Source organism: uncultured Eudoraea sp., from assembly GCF_947258525.1.
Lineage (GTDB): Bacteria > Bacteroidota > Bacteroidia > Flavobacteriales > Flavobacteriaceae > Eudoraea.
In genome coordinates this window covers 27,549-45,967 of sequence record NZ_CAMYIP010000157.1, presented here as the reverse complement: position 1 = coordinate 45,967, position 18,419 = coordinate 27,549, and the positions used below count along the sequence as shown (strand labels likewise).

At 37.8% G+C, this 18,419-nt stretch carries 18 protein-coding genes and 2 tRNA genes; 9 read left to right on the top strand and 11 right to left on the bottom strand.

The window, feature by feature from the left end; genetic code table 11:
- Positions 1-16: 16 nt before the first annotated feature.
- Positions 17-2,182, bottom strand: a complete 2,166-nt coding sequence (locus tag Q0X89_RS11700) for a S9 family peptidase (RefSeq protein WP_297694345.1) — start codon at positions 2,180-2,182, stop codon at positions 17-19.
- A 165-nt stretch (positions 2,183-2,347) separates the two neighbouring features.
- On the opposite strand from Q0X89_RS11700, the gene Q0X89_RS11695 reads away from it, so the two are divergent.
- Entirely contained in the window at positions 2,348-3,670 is a 1,323-nt protein-coding gene (locus tag Q0X89_RS11695; RefSeq protein ID WP_297694343.1) for a hydroxymethylglutaryl-CoA reductase, degradative, read from the top strand.
- A complete protein-coding gene (locus tag Q0X89_RS11690) occupies positions 3,667-4,608 on the top strand; it encodes a GYDIA family GHMP kinase (RefSeq protein ID WP_297694341.1) in 942 nt (313 codons plus the stop codon). Before Q0X89_RS11695 ends, Q0X89_RS11690 begins: the two co-directional genes overlap by 4 nt.
- An 87-nt stretch (positions 4,609-4,695) precedes the next feature.
- Here the strand turns inward: Q0X89_RS11690 and Q0X89_RS11685 are convergent, their stop codons facing one another.
- The 7 genes from Q0X89_RS11685 to Q0X89_RS11655 form a co-directional block, all read right to left on the bottom strand.
- On the bottom strand, positions 4,696-6,816 hold the full coding sequence (locus tag Q0X89_RS11685) for a peptidylprolyl isomerase (RefSeq protein WP_297694340.1): 2,121 nt from the start codon (positions 6,814-6,816) through the stop codon (positions 4,696-4,698).
- A 91-nt stretch (positions 6,817-6,907) separates the two neighbouring features.
- Complete coding sequence (locus tag Q0X89_RS11680; RefSeq protein ID WP_297694337.1) at positions 6,908-8,197, bottom strand: hemolysin family protein; 1,290 nt, start codon at positions 8,195-8,197, stop codon at positions 6,908-6,910.
- Between the two features lie 2 nt (positions 8,198-8,199).
- Positions 8,200-8,403 carry a hypothetical protein gene (locus Q0X89_RS11675; protein WP_297694335.1) on the bottom strand — a complete coding sequence of 68 codons (204 nt, stop codon included), beginning with the start codon at positions 8,401-8,403 and terminating at the stop codon, positions 8,200-8,202.
- The gene (gene lptC, locus Q0X89_RS11670) at positions 8,400-9,005 is read right to left on the bottom strand and encodes an LPS export ABC transporter periplasmic protein LptC (RefSeq protein WP_297694333.1); all 606 of its coding nucleotides are present in this window, start codon (positions 9,003-9,005) and stop codon (positions 8,400-8,402) included. The genes Q0X89_RS11675 and lptC overlap by 4 nt, the downstream gene beginning before the upstream one ends.
- A gap of 2 nt (positions 9,006-9,007) precedes the next feature.
- Positions 9,008-10,378 (bottom strand): hypothetical protein, encoded by a 1,371-nt coding sequence (locus tag Q0X89_RS11665; RefSeq protein ID WP_297694331.1) that lies wholly within the window; start codon positions 10,376-10,378, stop codon positions 9,008-9,010.
- A gap of 40 nt (positions 10,379-10,418) precedes the next feature.
- Complete coding sequence (locus Q0X89_RS11660) at positions 10,419-11,690, bottom strand: hypothetical protein (RefSeq protein ID WP_297694329.1); 1,272 nt, start codon at positions 11,688-11,690, stop codon at positions 10,419-10,421.
- The gene (locus Q0X89_RS11655) at positions 11,691-12,419 is read right to left on the bottom strand and encodes a type III pantothenate kinase (RefSeq protein WP_297694327.1); all 729 of its coding nucleotides are present in this window, start codon (positions 12,417-12,419) and stop codon (positions 11,691-11,693) included.
- 145 nt (positions 12,420-12,564) lie between these two features.
- On the opposite strand from Q0X89_RS11655, the gene Q0X89_RS11650 reads away from it, so the two are divergent.
- Positions 12,565-12,637: transfer RNA gene (locus tag Q0X89_RS11650), tRNA-Phe, on the top strand.
- A 114-nt stretch (positions 12,638-12,751) separates the two neighbouring features.
- Positions 12,752-13,099: a hypothetical protein gene (locus tag Q0X89_RS11645; RefSeq protein WP_297694325.1), complete on the top strand. Its 348-nt coding sequence runs from the start codon at positions 12,752-12,754 to the stop codon at positions 13,097-13,099.
- An 88-nt stretch (positions 13,100-13,187) separates the two neighbouring features.
- On the opposite strand, the gene Q0X89_RS11640 is transcribed toward Q0X89_RS11645, so the two are convergent.
- The gene (locus Q0X89_RS11640) at positions 13,188-13,571 is read right to left on the bottom strand and encodes a hypothetical protein (protein WP_297694323.1); all 384 of its coding nucleotides are present in this window, start codon (positions 13,569-13,571) and stop codon (positions 13,188-13,190) included.
- Between the two features lie 262 nt (positions 13,572-13,833).
- Between Q0X89_RS11640 and Q0X89_RS11635 the strand changes: the two genes are divergently transcribed.
- The 5 genes from Q0X89_RS11635 to Q0X89_RS11615 all read left to right on the top strand — a co-directional run bounded on the left by Q0X89_RS11635 (position 13,834) and on the right by Q0X89_RS11615 (position 16,633).
- Positions 13,834-14,403, top strand: a complete 570-nt coding sequence (locus tag Q0X89_RS11635) for a Crp/Fnr family transcriptional regulator (protein WP_297694321.1) — start codon at positions 13,834-13,836, stop codon at positions 14,401-14,403.
- 141 nt (positions 14,404-14,544) lie between these two features.
- The gene (locus Q0X89_RS11630; protein WP_297694319.1) at positions 14,545-15,261 is read left to right on the top strand and encodes a hypothetical protein; all 717 of its coding nucleotides are present in this window, start codon (positions 14,545-14,547) and stop codon (positions 15,259-15,261) included.
- A 20-nt stretch (positions 15,262-15,281) separates the two neighbouring features.
- Entirely contained in the window at positions 15,282-15,695 is a 414-nt protein-coding gene (locus Q0X89_RS11625; RefSeq protein WP_297694317.1) for a DUF6326 family protein, read from the top strand.
- A 9-nt stretch (positions 15,696-15,704) separates the two neighbouring features.
- Positions 15,705-16,331 (top strand): NAD(P)-dependent alcohol dehydrogenase, encoded by a 627-nt coding sequence (locus Q0X89_RS11620; RefSeq protein WP_297694315.1) that lies wholly within the window; start codon positions 15,705-15,707, stop codon positions 16,329-16,331.
- Between the two features lie 53 nt (positions 16,332-16,384).
- On the top strand, positions 16,385-16,633 hold the full coding sequence (locus tag Q0X89_RS11615; protein ID WP_367177053.1) for a zinc-binding dehydrogenase: 249 nt from the start codon (positions 16,385-16,387) through the stop codon (positions 16,631-16,633).
- Positions 16,634-16,803: 170 nt separating this feature from the next.
- Here Q0X89_RS11615 and Q0X89_RS11610 read toward each other — a convergent pair whose 3' ends face one another.
- Together Q0X89_RS11610 and Q0X89_RS11605 are read right to left on the bottom strand one after the other, a co-directional pair.
- Complete coding sequence (locus tag Q0X89_RS11610) at positions 16,804-18,033, bottom strand: site-specific integrase (protein ID WP_297694313.1); 1,230 nt, start codon at positions 18,031-18,033, stop codon at positions 16,804-16,806.
- A 237-nt stretch (positions 18,034-18,270) separates the two neighbouring features.
- Positions 18,271-18,342: transfer RNA gene (locus Q0X89_RS11605), tRNA-Arg, on the bottom strand.
- Between the last annotated feature and the right edge of the window lie 77 nt (positions 18,343-18,419).

Below are 18,419 nucleotides of genomic sequence, written 5' to 3'. Positions count from 1 at the left end.
GGCTTGTTTTAGTTACTTATAGATTGTTTTTTATGAAATTGGTCATTTTAGTATATAAATGCAGGCTGGTATTACCCCCATAAATTCCGTGGTTCTTGTCGGGATAAATTGCCCAGTCAAATTGCTTATTGGCCTGTACAAGGGCTTCTATCATTCTCATGCTATTCTGTACATGTACATTATCATCACCGGAACCATGTATCAACAAATAATCTCCCTTTAATAACTCGGGGTAATTAAAAGGTGAATTCTCATTATAACCTCCGGGATTTTCAGCCGGGGTTCTCATAAATCGTTCTGTATAAATGGTATCATAAAAACGCCAACTGGTAACTGGTGCAACTGCAATAGCCATTTCAAAGGTATCGCTGCCTTTGAGCAAGCAGTTTGTAGACATATGACCGCCAAAACTCCAGCCCCAAATCCCTGTTCTATCAGGGTCTATAAATGAATTTTCACTTAATTTTTTGGCCGCTGTAATTTGATCCTCAGTTTCGTATTTCACCAAATTCAAGTAAGTCACTTTCTTAAAATCACGACCTTTAAAGCCGGTTCCTCTGCCATCCACACAAGCTATAATGTATCCTTCCGAAGCCAGAATCTGGTGCCAATAATCCCTCGAGCTCATCCAGGTATTGGCTACTTGTTGAGAGCCCGGCCCGCTATACTGAAACATCAATAAAGGATATTTTTTGGAAGGATCAAAATCTTTCGGCTTTACCATCCACATATTCAATTCATTACCGTTGACCGATATCGTAGAAAATTCCTTTGGACTCATCTCATATCCTGCCAGTTTGTTCGAAAGCTCCTTGTTATCCAGGATATCTTTTAATTTGTCCCCCGATTTAGCCTTGTGCAGTGTAAATTGGTTAGGTGTAGTGGAGTTGGAAAACTCATTTATGAAATAAGTAAAATCTGCACTAAACTTGGCAGAATTGGTCCCTATGTTGGAAGACAAGCGCTTCTTATTCTTAGCGTTAATATCAATACCATATACATCTCTGTTAATTGATCCATTTTCCGTTGATTGGTAATAAATTCTGTCCTTGTTTGGATCATACCCATAGTAATTTGTCACTTCCCAGTCGCCACTGGTAATCTGGTTCATCAATTCCCCGCTTTTGGAATGCAGGTAAATATGGTTATATCCATCCTTTTCGCTGGTCCAGATAAAGCTGTCATCAGGCAGAAAAGTGAGGTTATCAGTAACATCCACATATGCCTGGTCCTTTTCCCGGAGTAAAAGGGATGCTGTATTTTTTTGAAGGTCTACAGCGTATAAATTCAAATTATTCTGGTGCCGGTTTAACGTTTGAACACTTATATGATTTGAATCGTTCATTCGGGTTATCCTGGGTATATAATAGGAGTCCGGGAGTGAAATATTTGAAATATTCTTTGATTCAACATCATAGGAATGCAAGGTAACAACCGAATTATTTTCACCGGCTTTAGGGTACTTGAAGATATATTGAAAAGGATATAAATCGGTACCATAAACATCCATAGCAAATTCTGGAACATCGGTCTCATCAAACCTCAAAAACACAATTTTTGTACCGTCCGAGTTCCATTCAAATGCCCTGACAATACTAAATTCCTCTTCATATACCCAATCGGCTATACCATTAATAATACTATTCTTTTCCCCGTCAGAAGTTATTTGTACTATGTTACTGTCGGCTATATTAAAAAGATATAAATTGTTATTGTTTGCAAAGACTACCTTATCCCCATCCGGTGAAAAGGTGGGTTCCTGAATCCAGGTATCTGCAATTTGAATGATATCTTTAGTGGTAAGGTCATAAATATAATAAATCCCCACTTTGGAACGCCTGTATATTGGCACCTCTTCTGTAGCCAGTAATACTTTGGACTCGTCTGTACTAAAGGAATATGAACTAAATGCTGCTTTTGAAGGTATCTCCTGCGAAGAGACCACAGTTTCTAACTTCTCCAGGGTACTATAATCATATTTATCAATGCTGACAACTCCTGTAACTTTATCTGTATTCAGTACCGTGTAGTGTTTCCCATTTTTTAAAGGATAAATGGCTTCCATGTTTTCGGTTACAAAGGCCCCCGACCAAAGTTCTTCCAAAGAGATCTTTTTTTGTTGCGCAGGTGCGAAATTTATAAAACAAATAACAAGAAAATTCAGAACGAAAGATTTATTCATAAAATCTGAAAAATTGATTATAAACTACCAAGTTTACTAATATTTTTGCGAAAAAAATAACTTTAAACTTAAAATATTGCAACTTTATACCCTAATACCCATTATGAAGAAACCCCTGGATATAATTGTGTAATCACTATCTTTGCCCTTATAGAATAATAGCTTATGTCAACACCAATCCAGGGTTTTTCCAAGCTTTCCAAAGAAGAAAAAATCAATTGGATTGCCGATAATTACACTGATAATTCGGATACCACCAAACAAATCCTTAAAAAATACTGGAATACCGATAATAAGTTGCAAAAACTCCATGACGAATTCATTGAGAATACCATTAGCAACTATTACCTGCCTTTTGGGATCGCACCAAATTTTCTTATTAATGATAGTTTATATGCCATTCCAATGGCCATTGAAGAAAGTTCTGTTGTTGCGGCAGCCAGTAAAGCTGCAAAATTTTGGCTTGATAAGGGCGGGTTTAAGACTAAAGTACTGGGAACCCAAAAAATAGGACAGGTACATTTTATCTTCAAAGGCTCTTCGGAGAAGTTGCAAGAATTTATTGATGAAATAAAACCAATTTTTATTAATGATTCTAAGTCCATCACCCTAAATATGGAAAAACGCGGAGGTGGAATAACATCAATAGAACTAAGGGATAGGACAAATAAACTTGATAATTATTATCAGTTACATTGTAAATTTGAAACCCTGGATGCTATGGGTGCAAATTTTATTAACTCCTGCCTGGAACAATTTGCCACCACACTGAAAAGAGAAGCTCAGACCTGTACGCTTTTTAACGAAGATGAGAAGGGAATAGAAGTGGTTATGAGCATTCTTTCAAACTATGTTCCCGAATGCCTTGTTCGGGCAGAAGTCAGTTGCCCGATTAGCGAATTAGAGATAGAGCAGTCTGTTTCTCCAAAGGAATTTGCTGAAAAAATGGTGAGGGCAGTTAAAATTGCTAATGTAGAACCTTACAGAGCGGTTACTCATAATAAGGGAATAATGAACGGCATTGATGCGGTTGTACTGGCCACTGGGAACGATTTCAGAGCAGTAGAGGCCGGTATCCATGCCTATGCGGCAAAAGATGGGTCTTATAAAAGTCTTACACACGCCTCTCTTGAGGACGGTATCTTTAAATTTTGGATCGAAGTACCTCTGGCCCTGGGAACCGTCGGAGGGCTTACCAGATTACATCCCTTAGTAAATCTTGCTTTGGAGATTTTGCAAAAGCCCTCAGCCCGCGAATTAATGCAAATTGTAGCAGTAGCCGGATTAGCGCAGAATTTTGCAGCAGTGAGATCATTAGTCACCACCGGTATTCAGGAAGGTCATATGAAAATGCATTTACTCAATATTCTTAATCAAATGAATGCCTCTGATGATGAAAAGAAAACATTAATCGCCTATTTTAAAAAGAATGCCGCAACACATAATGCAGTTGTTGAGGCGCTTCAAAATTTACGTAACAAATCATGACCCGGCGGTTCTACAGCAATGGAAAATTGCTACTAACCGGAGAGTACGCAGTTCTGGATGGGGCATTATCCTGCGCATTACCTACCAAATACGGACAAACCCTAACTATAAATGAAGTGGATTCTCCATTGCTCTTTTGGACAAGTCTGGACGAGAAAGGTGAAAAATGGTTTCATACTTCACTTCATCTCGATCTTTTTCGGAATTCGGAAGTAGACGTTTTAAATGAATTGGAAAACCTAAGGTCCTCTGAAGATAAAGTATCGGAAATGCTAGTCAGAATTTTGCTTGAGGCCAAAAGGTTGAATCCGGATTTTTTGATGGAGGAAATTGGATATGAAGTTCAAACAACATTGAGTTTTCCCAGGGAATGGGGTCTTGGATCTTCCTCTACCCTCATCAATAATGTAGCGCAGTGGGCCAAAGTTGATCCTTTTGCCCTTTTATCAAAAACTTTTAATGGAAGTGGTTATGATATTGCCTGTGCTCAGCATAATCATCCAATTCTATATCAACTAAAGGATGGAGAACCATTTATTAAAGAAATTGAATTTAACCCTCCATTCAAAGATGCATTATACTTTGTACATCTCAACAGAAAGCAAGACAGCAGAGATGGAATAACCAGATACAGGGAAAAGGAATTTGATAAAGAAGCTTTAATTAAGAGCATTTCAGAATTAACTATGGAATGTATTAGTTGTATTGAAATAAGTAGGTTCAAAGAATTAATGAACAAGCATGAAATACTTTTGGCAGATATCCTTAAACTAACCCCTGTGAAGGATAAACTATTTAAGGATTTTGAAGGGTCTGTAAAAAGTTTAGGGGCATGGGGCGGAGATTTTGTCCTTGCTATAGGAAATACGGATACTCCAGAATACTTCTTTAAGAAGGGATATAAGACTGTAATTCCTTATGAAGAAATGATATTATAAAAAAAAGCCTCTCAAATGAGAAGCTTTTTATGATCATATTTTTATTCCAGCATTTTTAAAAGTTGTAGCCGGAAAGCAATAGTATTTTTAATAGAAAGTAGCTCTGTTATCTACAATCTCTGCGTTTTCCTTCAAGGCATCAAATACACTTGTATTTACGCGGGTCGCATTTGAAGCCTGCAAGGAGCTGGCGAAAGTAGTATAATTTTCCAGCTTAGGGCCTTCTTCCTTTTTGGTTACTTCAATCTTAAAAACTCCGGTCTCTCCTTCAATAAGATCTGAACTACTTCCCTGAGCTAAAGCAAAAGCAGTACCCACAACCAATGGCTCTCTTCCAGCACCAGGAATTGTCGGAGTTTTAACCGTTAAGGCAGAAGCTGATGATACATTGGTGTTGTTGTCTGAAGCTAAATCCTCCAAGGATTTTCCCTGGTTTTCAGAAATAATCTTTGCCGCTTTTTTTCTTTTCCTGATTATTGGAAGAACAGAAGCAGACGCATCTTCAACAGCCATTAATCCTTCTTCATACTTTGCTGTTAGCTGCACAACTGCATAGCCGTTGCTAATACCGAATCGCTTAATATCTCCTATTTCCGTTTCGGAATTAAATGCCCACTGAACAATAGCCCTCTGGTTTGAAAGTCCCGGAAGATTTTCATCCAATTCATTTATTTTATTAACCGGCCTTACTACGTATTCATTTTCTTTTGCCAAATCAGAAAAAGACTTTTCTGATGATGTTGCCGCCATTTCAAATTTAGTAGCATCCGTAAAGAGTGCATTTAGTGTTTCGTCTGAAGCTTCTATTTCCCTGCTTAGTGTTGCCAGTTGAACTAAATCTTGCTTATCATCTACACGTACAATATGGTATCCAAATTCTGTTTCAACCAACCCAATATGACCTACTACATTTCCAAATGCAAAATCATTAAACTTTGGGGTCATTACACCTTCCTGAAAGTAACCCAGGTCACCTCCTCTTGGTGCTGAGGGCCCGTCAGAATTATCTCTTGCCAGCTGAGTAAATACTGCTCCTTCTGCTTTCGCCTGTTTTAGCAAATCGTTAGCGATGGCCTCGGCCTCTTCTTTAGTTCTCTTAATTTCAGGGTTAGCCCTTTCGGCCCCTTCCCAGGTAATCAAAATATGACTGGCCTTTACAGATCCATTGGGCTTTTTATTGACCATTTTGGTAATTCTCCAACTTTCACCGTCATTGTAAGGTCCAAATAACTCACCAGTATTTAAACCCATCAGGGTATCAGCAAATTTTAATGGAAGCTCACTTTTAGACTTATAAATAGTATCAAATTTGCTATCAGAATTTCTATCTAGAAAAGCTGCGTTATCCGTTGTATTTCTAAATCCGGGAATGGTGTCTGTTTCATCACGTTCTTCAAAATATTCTACCGTATCACCAAGAAGCTTTGTTATCTGGTCTTTTATAGCAGCTACGTCATCATCAGAAGCTTTGTCTTCAAAATATACAAACTGAATATCCCTAGACCTTTGCTGCTTGTAGTCTTGCTGGTGTTCATTGATATAGTCCGAAATTTCCTTTTTAGTAACTATAAAAGCACTGTCGGGCATTGAATTGTAGGGAACCCGCACATATCTGATATCTACCTTGTCTGTACTTAACTTATAGTCTAATTCGCCCTCTTTTAAAGTAGCGCCGACTCCTGCTCTAATTAAATTGAAATAGCTTTGCTCCTTTGCACTTTGAATGATAGCTTCCTCGTCCTGCAGCCAATCGTTATATTGGGCAGGGGCATTGATTTTTAATTCAGAAATAAAATCCCGAAATTTTGTTTCATCAAATATTCCATTCTCATCAGTAAATTGAGGGTTTTGAGCTATCCCGGGGCTCGATTTAATTACGTTAATAATCTGGTCCTGCTCAATAGAAATACCAAGATCCTCTATCTGTTGTCCCAAGATGGTATTTCGTTCAACCTGGTTCCAAACAGAATTCACTAACTGCATAGATGAACTTGTTGGCCCAGACCTTCTCGACGCCCTCTCAATCTTTCGTCTGAAGTCATCGATGGAAATTTCGTCTCCATTTATTTCACCCACAGCAGACCCAACTTTTCCACCGGAAAAATCATTACTGGTAAAAATTCCAGAAATAACGAACGCAAATAACGCCATCCCTATGATCAGGATTAATACAGTAGTTCGTTTTCTAATATTCTCTAGAATTGCCATTTTTTGTTTATTTAAAATCAGTTGGCGAAATTAGTATTTTCCATCTAGAAATAAAAACTAAAAGCAGCCTATCTGACTGATATTAACAGGACTAATCCTTTTCCTTGACCTCAAGGGTAACTAAATCTATTTTTGTGCTGGAAACTTCAAGGATAGTGAACAAATAATGATCTATCAGTATTTCAGAATCCTGGTCAGGGATCTCACCGGTTACATTTACAATAAGCCCTCCAAGTGTTTCGTATTCCTCACTATCCGGAAGTTCCAACTTATATTGTTCATTTAGGTAATCTACTTCCAGCCTGGCAGAAAATTTATAGGTATTAGTATTTAGTTGTTCTTCCACTAAATCTGTTGAATCATGCTCATCCTCTATTTCTCCAAAAAGTTCCTCAACAATATCCTCAACGGTCATTATTCCGGAGGTGCCACCATACTCATCGAGCACTACGGCAATACTTTTTCTTTTCTTTGTTAGAACATTGAGGATATCCTGGATTAACATAGTTTCCGGCACGAATTCTACCGGCAGGAGGATACTTTTTATTGTCTTGGGCTTTTTAAATAACTCATAAGAATGAATGTACCCAATAATGTTATCTATGGTGTCTTTAAAGACCAATATTTTTGATAAACCGGTTTCTGTAAAAAGTTTAGCCAGATTTTTTGGGGTTTCATGCAATTCTACTGCTATAATCTCCGTCCTGGGAACCATAACTTCCCTTGCCTTAACCGCTGAAAATTCAAGGGCATTCTGAAATATCTGAATCTCAGAATCTATATCATCTTCTTCCTTTACAGTTTCCATTTGTTCAGTAATATAGTCTCCTAATTCAATCTTGCTAAATGCAAGTTGCACCTGGTCTCCATCCGTCTTAAAAAAGACTTTAAGAAGTACATCGGAAACTTTAATAACAAAATCTGAAACGAAAGAGAATAATAAATAGAAAAAATAAGCAGGCGCTGCAAGAATTTTTAGAAGCTTGTTTGCATAGATCTGAAAAAGCACTTTAGGCAAAAACTCTGCAGTAAGCAAAATTATAATTGTAGAAATAAGTGTCTGGGTTAACAGGCTGAAGTCGGTAAACATTAGATGAACAAAGCTATTACCGGAGGGTAATTTGGTTTGGAACCAATCCATCAATAACTCTCCCATATACAGTCCATATACTACCAGAGCAATATTATTTCCGATAAGCATGGTAGCAATAAACTTTGAAGGTTTATTGGTTAAGCGGGTAAGTATCTGTGCAAGAAGACCTTCCTGTTTTTTTTCAATCTCAATATGAATCTTATTCGCGGAGATAAAGGCAATCTCCATTCCTGAAAAGAATGCAGATAACACCAAACAAATACAAATGATAAGGATGCTAGAGTCCAAGGCTATTGCTGATTATCCCGTTTTCGCTTTTCGAAACGTTTCCTATAGTTACGTCTAAAAATAAACATTCCTATAGAGACGATCGCAAAGAAAATAAAGATGTATGTACCTTCTCTGTCAATATTCCAGAGTTCAATTATCTTATATACTGATATTATTGCCACCACCAGGTACAAGTATTCCGTATATCTCAGTATTTTAATCATGTTTGATCTTCCTTAATTGTGATTAATCCATAAGTCTTATGGGCGTTGAAGAAACTGAAGTCTTTATTGAAATCCATTCCCTCGCCATCCATAATTGTTCCATCTTCCGGATTGGTAAATTTAAATTTTTGTTGCGTAAAAATCCACTCATTGGTCTGATCATAAAAAAGCTGCGGAGCTTCGAGTTTTTTTCCATCATGAGATTCAATTACGACATTACCCTGCAAGTCTATTAAATTGGTGTTGGAATAAATAATTCCATAATCGGCTTTAATGGTACTTTTGTTGTCTTCTGCATCAAACAAATCCACTTCTAATCCATTTGGAAAAGTCCTGAATTTAAATCTCATGTTGTCATAGTCTTCGCTCAACGGGCTCTTTAAAATAGCAATAACTTTAGATTCTTTGGTGTCCTCGCTTTCCAGTTTCTCCGGAGTCTCTGTATAAGTAAGTACGAAATTCTGAGCTACTCCCTGAGGATAAATTGTTTGCTGTGCTTCTTCACCAACCCTTTTGTAATTATCCTTACAGCCATAAAACAACAATGCCACGGAAAATACCATGGCAATGTTAAATAATTTATTTCCGTAAAGATTGTACATTGTTATAGATTAGGCACAGTTACACTGCCTCCAACCCAACAACTAAAAGCAATTGTTTTACCTGCTAATCCAGAATTAAAAATATCTGTCTTTGACGGTGCTTTGGCACTATAGCTGGCTGCAGATTGATTCGCATTTCCGCTTAATGAAGGATCTACTCTTCCTGCTTTTCTGGCCATATCCGCGGCTTTCCAATAAATTGCTCTTTTTTCAAAAGGAGTGCTTCCACAATCATTTGCGCTCGTTGCATATAAATTTGCTATTAGTAAATACGCCCTGCCGTTTGAAGGATTAGCATTTATGGCTTTCTGGGCATAACTTCTGGCTGTAGACTTACTAGATCTTCTGTAGCTTGTTGCAATTTTATAAGCAATATTGGATTTCTTTTTAGGATCCGACTCTAATTCCAGTGCTTTGTTATAATCTGCTATTGCACCTTTATTATCTCCAGCTTTCTTCTTTAAGGTTCCCCCATATACATAGGCATCTGCAGAAGGATCTAAGGCTAATTGCGCCTCAAATAGTTTTTGGAACATTGGGTCATCTATACAGTCTTTGCTAAACATTCTACCCACTGCTCTTTTAACCCAGGTTACGTCGGTTTTTTTGGATTCAAAACTCTTTTTATATAGAGGAATCAGGTTATCACAATCTGCCAATGCTCCTAATTTTGAATCAACACTACCGGCAATCTTCCCATAAGATTCAGAATTAGTAGTTGCTACTTTCAATCTTCTCTTTTCTTTTGAAGTAAGCGTGCCTGCCTCTTCCTTAGGAAGCAATTGGCTAATGACGTCTGTTAATTTTTCATTCTCCTCTTCTATTTTTTCGGTAACATCGTCATAAGTATCAAACACCGCCTGAAGATCTTTTTTCCCTTCATTGTAAAGATCCACTAAGCTGGAAAAATAAAGGTAAAGCGCTTTAGGATTTTTAAAATTGGACGCATCTTGATTAAAAGCACTATCAAGCAAATTAAAAAGTTCTTCGTCCGAAGCCATTTTATTATCATACAAAAGCAAAGCTTTATCTATGGCAACTACTGCTTTAGGAAACTTATCGGGAAAAACCTTTAAGCTATTATCATATAAAGCAAGTAAGTCGCTTATATAACCATCTTTTTCTGCACCGGAACTATTATCAATTTTATAAGCCAGGATTTTTTCCCCAAGAGAAAAGTTTGCCTTATTAATAGCCGGACAAGTTTCATATACCATTTTCCATGGCGTATAAGCCGCATCGTAATTTTTTACTTTTGCATGCTCAGCATAAATAGAAAGATTGGTCATACATTCCGGATTTTGGCCTTGTGCATTTGCCGTACCCATTATTGCCAGTAACCCAATCATCATACAGTAAAACTCCTTTTTCATCGTATTTAAATTTTAATGTGGTTAATGTACTAAATTTTTATCAATTTATTTTCCTTTTTTGAAACCATTTATCGTTGAATGACAGTCCTACACTGACTTTGAAATAAGTTTCCTCAATTAAATTTGCTACTGTTGTACCTCGTTTCCCATACTCAAAAGCCAAATTCATATTGGAAAAACCACCTCCAACCGGTAACCCTAGTCCAAAAGTTATGCCAAAATCGTGAATGGATTTATCATTTACTACTAAGCCGGTCCTGGAAGTGCGTGCGCCTGCTCTATAAGTGATTCTTTTCAAATAACTTGTAAACGAAGCGTAATCAGGCACAAAATACCCGCCTACCCTAATCGTATTCCCATCTTCATATGCTACATTTTCAGGATCAATAAAGTCGTTTCTAAATGAACTCAGCCCCTGCAAACTATATTCTGCCCCTAAAAACCACTTTTTATCCCGTCCAAAACCAAGCCCTAAAGTAGTAGTTGTAGGGATTTTCAATTCTGTATTTCTAAGGTTTGCAGGTTCTAAATCTACATCCCTGACTTCAATTTCCTGTCCTGTGGTCAATGAAAATGAACCTAGCCTTTCACTATTTGAAGAAACCAGGTTTGCCTGTGTATTTACAGTTAATGAGGTAAATAAAGTGTATTTACTTTTTATTCTGGGTGTATAAGTGGCCCCAAAATTAAAATCATAACCGCTAACTTCAGATTCACGGGTATTTATTGTGCCATACTGCACTCCGTCAATACTTTGAACACTTTGGTATTGTAAGTTGCCAAAGCTAAAATTGACTGTTCCGCCAACATGCAGGTTTTTGGTAATTTCATATCCCACGGATAAAAATACCTTGTTTAAACCCCCATCACCCGAAAACTGATTTAACACAGTATCCTGGGTGGCATTCGTAGTTTCAGAAAAAATATTGTACCCCAAAGCGGTATATGGCATAACTCCAAACCCTGCGCCAAACTTTGGTGATAAGGGTAATGTCAGAGAAATATATTCAAGGGAGGTTACAGAAGAACTTTCCTCATTTGTAAAATCCTTCAATTTCACTTCTTTATGTCCGCCTGCTGCTGTAAAAGTTACTAACCTGAGTTTCCCTAAAGCTGCAGGATTTCTTAAGTTAACATGAATACTGTCTGTATACATACTTAAACCACCCATTGCCTGATTTTCTATAGTAGCCTGAGGTCTTATATCTCCTATACCACCAAACGAATAAGGTGAAACAGTTCCGTTACCACTCTGTGAGTAAGCTGTTATTGCAGTTAAGCAAAGTATAAGCAATACGATTTTCTTTACCATCTAGCGTTTGTTGTATTCCAGCAAATAGTTCAAGCCTTTTAGGAGAAAATTAGAATGCGCAAAGATGGTATTTTTTAATCGTTTAGACAAAATTTGAGCATCACCGCCTGTTAAAATAACTGTTAAATCTTCAAAACGCGATTGGTACTGGCCTATGACCCCATCTATCTCCCTGCAAATACCGTTTAAAACTCCGCTATGGATACTTGCATTTGTTGAATTTCCAATGATATCATGGAAATCCTCGGGTTCTAACAAAGGTAGTTTAGAAGTATATTCATGCAGTGCCCTATAGCGCATACTCAGACCCAGGGAAATTGCACCACCAAGATATTCCCCATAGTCATTTATCATGTCATACGTTATACATGTGCCTGCATCAATGACCAGCGTATTGGCATCCGGATTATGATAGAAGGCAGCTGTGGCAAGTGCTATCCTGTCCATTCCCAAGGTCTGTGGGGTGGCATAGGAATTCTTAAAAGGAATTTCAGTACTATGACTCAAGATATGCACCTCAACGAATACGGATAAAACCGAAATATATTTTTGATCAAATTTCCCTACGGATGAAATAATTGCTGATTGAATATCAGGATATTTTTTAAATACCTTTTTTACCCTCTTTGGAAAGTCCTCTGGATCAAGCTTTTGCTGCCATAAAAGGTTATGTTCCTGAAAAACGGCCAGCTTTATATAAGTATTCCCTACATCTACAATAAGGTTCATAACGCAAAGATTGTAAAATGTAAAAAAACAGCAGGCTTTTTTTTCTTTTTTGTTTGTAGTTCCTAAATTTGAAAGTATATTTGCCCCCTCCTACGCACTGCGCTTTTTGCTTGTGCTTCGGAGGGGGCAAACCCTGAATAAATAAGGTACCTTAGCTCAGTTGGTAGAGCAACGGACTGAAAATCCGTGTGTCCCTGGTTCGATTCCTGGAGGTACCACTTAAAGCGCCAAACCCGCTCCTGTAAAGGAGTGGGTTTTTATTTGCTCAGATATGCAAAGTTTACTTTCCCATAGATAGAGGAAATAAAAGTCTCTGCCAAAGGCCGAGAAGTTTGGCATTTTCAGGAGAGATTCCAAAGGAACAACGACCCCGAAAACAGTCGGGGGAAGTTATCTCCTGGAGGTACCACTTAAAGCGCCAAACCCGCTCCTGTAAAGGAGTGGGTTTTTATTTGCTCAGATATGGAACGTTACTTTCCTATGGATGGAGGAAATATAAGTCTCTGCCAAAGGCAGAGAAGTTTGGCATTTTCAGGCAAGGTTACAAAGGAACAACAATCCCGACAACGCTCGGGAGAAGTTATCTCCTGGAGGTACCACTTAAAGCGCCAAACCCGCTCCTGCAAAGGAGTGGGTTTTTTATTTCCTCAGATAGGGAAAGTTTACTTTCCTATGGATAGAGGAAATAAAAGTTTTAAGTTTCATGCCTGTGTTTGGTATACTTCTTTCTAATTAGACCCGCAATAAGATTCCATTTATGGATCAAAACTAATTCTGTAGTTTGTAAATAACATAAGGTGCCAGAGTGATCCAAATTAGAACAACAATCCAAACGCGTCCTTCAAATATATTATAGTCGTTTAAAAGTCTGCGCCAGGAATGACCAGCTATATAATGTCCAAATAAAAATTCAAACACAACAGTTAGAACAAGCCAGAATAATCCAATATCAAATGCTTGTTGAGCTGAATTAGGTTTCCAGATTCTAAAAATAATTAATATGTAAATGCCAAATAGTATAACCAAGGTTGCAGTTGAGGCATGATGAGCATTTAATTCCTTAAGTCGCTTTGCAAAGAACTTCTCACGCATCAATCCGTTCGCAATTGCGATAAAAACCATAGGCACCCAGGCTATAAAATATTTCAACATAATTATGCTCTTTCCAATTCTAAACTGTGATACAACAGTAAATCCGAATTTAGCTCAATTAATTATAAATTCAAACCACTAAACTTTCAAATATACCATTCCAAACAGGCACCACATTACTTATAATTCAGGCATGACCACCATGATATATACCCTTGTAGCCTTAAAAGGTATTCTTATCCGGAAAATTTTTGCGATAAAGAGGTATATTAGTACGCATATAACGAGTTACCACACATTAGATAAATTAGCAAGACATAATATGAAAGATCCAATAGTCAATTTTTTATCTAAATATATAGAGCTAACGAATGAAGAAATTGATATTCTTTCAAATCAAAACTTTATACAGTCTTATAAAAAAGGAACCATTCTATTGTCTGAAGGACAAATAGCCAAGGAGTGTTATTTTATTCTCCAGGGATGTGTAAGCAGCTATTATCTGGTAAATGGCGATATTAAGATCACGGATTTCTTTACCGAACAACAACCGATTACCCCCGTGAGTTACACCACTAAAAAACCTTCGGAATACTTCTTAGAATGTTTGGAAGATTGCATTATTTCCATCGGTACTCCTGAAAGCAGTGCGGAACTTCTTAGAAAACTACCCAGGCTTGCTGCTTTGGGTTCCCATATCATGGAAGATCAATTGGCAAACCAACGGATGAAGTACGATGAGTTTATCAAACTGACTCCGGAAGAGCGTTACCAAAACCTACAAAAAACATCTCCGGACCTTCTGAACCGTGTGCCACAGTACCTCATCGCCAGTTATCTGGGTATAAAGCCGGAATCCCTGAGCCGCATCCGCAAACGGTTATATAACTAATCTTTTTTTTTCTTTTTTTAGTCATTTTGCCTAAGTAATTGGCTGTGGTTTGATTTCTTAACCCAGGTCAATGAAAAGCGAGGTTACTACTCCGAGATTTGCACAGTAAAAAATAATAATTCTGTTAAATCTTTCATTGTTATGAACCATTTTTTAAAAAGTCAATTATCAAGATATGGCAACAATGCCAGCATTGTTAAATATGTATGCATAGTATTATTAGCGTCTTCGGTTCTAAATAGTTGTTCCACCTATAGAATCAATCGATTAAAGAACAAAAGCTATAAAGAATGGAAAGCCTATCAATGGAATGAGATGAAAAGAAGTGCCGACAAGCAGGGTGCAGAATGGATCATTCATTCCAGGAAAGTAGAAGGAACGAATTTATTGGAGTATAAAATTGAAGGTGAGATAGCATCAACTCCAGAGGCCTGTGTCGCAGCATTCTGGCAACATATTCACCACCAGGCCGATGATATCAATAAGTATCCCACCTACGACATCATGGATGAATCCGACAGCAGCTTTTTAACCTATGTCATTCATAACGAACCATTTCCATTCAAAGACACAGAAATGAGCGTAAGGTATTTATTCTCTAATTATAAAGAGTGTGACAAAGAGGTAAGATGGAATGAAGCATGGGATGAAAATTCAGTGCCACCTTCTAAAAAATTGAACCGGGTGGAAACATTCAGAGGCTCCTGGAATTTCTCGGCAGTTTCTGAGAATCATACTAAAGCTGTGAATATTGTTCAATTTGATGCCAAGAAAATGCCCAAATGGCTGGTTAACCCAATGGTGACGAAATTTCTGAAAAAAGGATTCGAAAACATAAAACAAACAACATCAAAGTAAAACCTTAAATAATCTCGAACATGATAGCGAAAAAAATCAAACCTCAGACCCTGTTGTCCACTTTATGGATATTTATACTCCTCAATATGGTTTTCAGAGATCTACATCAATTGGGTAAAAAAAGTTTTTTAGAAGAAATAATGACCGGAGTGGTCAATGGAGTCGAGATCACCGATGAACTTATGCTGATCGGTGGTTTTTTAGCAGAAATACCCATTTTAATGGTGCTGCTATCCAGGATATTGAGCAACAAAGTCAATAAATGGGCAAACATCATTGCCAGTATAATCACCATGCTGGTATTATTTAGTGGCCTGGCATCAGCCGATATGGACGATGTGTTCTTTATGATCATTGAAGCCGCAGCCTTTGTGGTGATCATCGTCACTGCCTGGAAGTTGCCGTCTGCTGGTAAAATTCCTGCTAACGCCTAAATGAAAAAAATGAAAGCAGTTGTTTGTACACAATATGGACCTCCGGAGGTGCTCAATATCGCAGAGATCGAAAAACCGGTTCCAAAAGATAATGAAGTACTGGTGAAGGTGTATGCCACTACCGTTTCCGCTGCGGACTATCGGGTACGGAGCTTTAACGTTCCTACTTCTTTCTGGCTTCCCGCCAGGCTGGCACTAGGTCTTAGAAAGCCTAGAAAGTCTGTTCTGGGGATGGAACTCTCCGGGGAAATAGAAGCAGTCGGAAAAGATGTTAAGACCTTCAAAAAAGGAGATAAGATTTTTGCAGCTACGCTTCAAACTTTCGGTGGCTACGCAGAATATACCTGTTTAGCTGAAGATGGGCCCATCGCCATAAAACCAACGGGACTCTCTTATGAAGAAGCTGCCGCGGTTCCTATCGGAGCACGAACGGCATTTCATTATCTTAAAACCATTGCAGCAATAAAACCGGAACAAAGAGTGCTCATATACGGAGCTTCCGGGAGTGTTGGAACTTATGCGGTTCAATTGGCTAAATACTTTGGTGCGGAAGTTACCGGTGTTTGCAGCACCACTAATATGGAGATGGTGAAATCACTTGGAGCTGATAAAGTGATTGATTATACGAAACAGTAGATAAATGCCCATTCGAGGCGTGTAAGGAAGCTTTACGAAAAAACGGCACATATCTGAATATTGGTAGGCCCTTGCCAAGTCTTCAAATGATTTGGGCTTCAATAACCTCTGGAATTAAGGTTGCGGTAGGAAAAAATGCACCCGAGACAGCGGAAGCATTGTTCTTTATGAAAAGTATCATCGGGCAGGGAAAACTTAAACCGGTCATCGATCGAACTTTTTCTATCGATCAGATTGTAGAAGCGCATCGATATGCTGACAAAGGGCATAAAAAAGGAAATGTCGTGATTTCAGTACATTGATAAACGTGTAGTAACAGCGTATATAACCCATGCCAGCGTTTTTACACGAAAAATCATTAGCTTTAATTAAATAATTTTTCGTGTAACTCAGTGTGACACATAAGCTGGCACGAGTCATATACGAGACCGTCATATTCAAATTCCAAAAAGCCCTATGAGCGGAACGTTTTTTAGGACTTTTCTAATTTTTCTCTTAGCACTTGCATATCATCAGACACTTTTCTCTCAATTACTTTTGCGTAAATCTGTGTGGTGGTCAGTTTCCTGTGCCCCAGCATTTTGGAAATGGTTTCAATAGGCACTCCATTGGTCAGAGTGACCGTCGTAGCAAATGTATGTCTGGCCATATGAAAAGTAAGGTTCTTTTTGATTTTGGCTAATTGTGCTACATCCTTTAGATAGGCATTGATTTTTTGATTAGATATCCTTGGGAACAACGTGCCATTAATCAATGATCGTTTGTCGTACTTGTAACGTTCAATTATTACCAATGCTTTAGCAAGTAAGGGTATTTTAACTGAGTTTCTGGTTTTTTGCCTTTCGGTCACTATCCAATTGGTTTTATCCATCCCTAGCACCAAACTTTCATTGGTCAATAGCATTAAATCTATATAGCTGATTCCTGTATAACAGCTGAACACGAATAAATCCCTCACCGTTTTTAATCGAAGTGATTCAATATGCAGCTCTTCTATACGTTCCAATTCTTCAGAAGTAAGGAAACCACGATGCGTTGGGGTTAGTTTTTGCTTGAATTTACTAAAAGGGTCATGGTCAAGCCATTCAATTTGATACGCCAGGGTAATCATCCGACGTAATCGCTGTATATGCTTCATTACAGCATTATTCCCTATTCGATTCTGATAATGGCGAGGCTTGTAATTTCGAAGGAAGCTTTCAAAATTCAGGATAAACTTATAGTCAAGCTCTGAAAGTTCAATGTCATCCGCCTTATACTTTTTCTTCACAAAAAGCAGAATGTACTTTTGACTTGTTAGGTATAGCCTAGATGTATTTCCGTGGAGCTTGTTGAACATATTGGTGTTGTGGTACTGGATAATGTTTCTTAAAGTATAACGCTCAGTCTTGTGGTCACCAATAAACTTTGATTTTATGGCTTGAGGTGTAATTCGCTCATCTTCGGCTCTTAACTCCTGGTAGCATTGAAATAGTTTCGAATATACCTCATCTAGATATTGGTTGAAATCCCTGGTTTTTTTGCCCGTCCCCCTAACTCGTTGTTTTTGTGGATTCCATAACCTTATATCAACCCTTCTCTTAAGGCTAATATTAAGCTTTTTCTTGTCAACAGTAATTCTTACATAGACAGGTGCCAGGTTGTAGTTGATTCTCTTGGCGTATATCCAGAACAGGATAGAAAATGTAGAAGAAGTGCGCATAACGTTCGTCTCTTAATTAAACTTAGTTTAGGACGAAAGTCAAATCACCTGCTAGTCGTTTATTTAACAGTCTAAGAAAGACTAGCTTTAAAATACGAAAACATTTGGTTAAAAATGTTGACGATTTGTGAACTCAAATGAATGGTTTCAAATGATATCATTTGATATCGAAAAATCGTAAATCACTGTAAATCAATAAGTTTTAAGATTTTTGAAAGGCCTTCAAATGTTAAAAAGTAGCCCCGGCAAGAATCGAACTTGCATCTAAAGTTTAGGAAACTTCTATTCTATCCATTGAACTACGGGGCCAATTGAATAATTGGACCGCGAATTTAAGAATACTTTTTAAAAAGTCGTTCACCTATCTCAGGATACTTGACCAAATT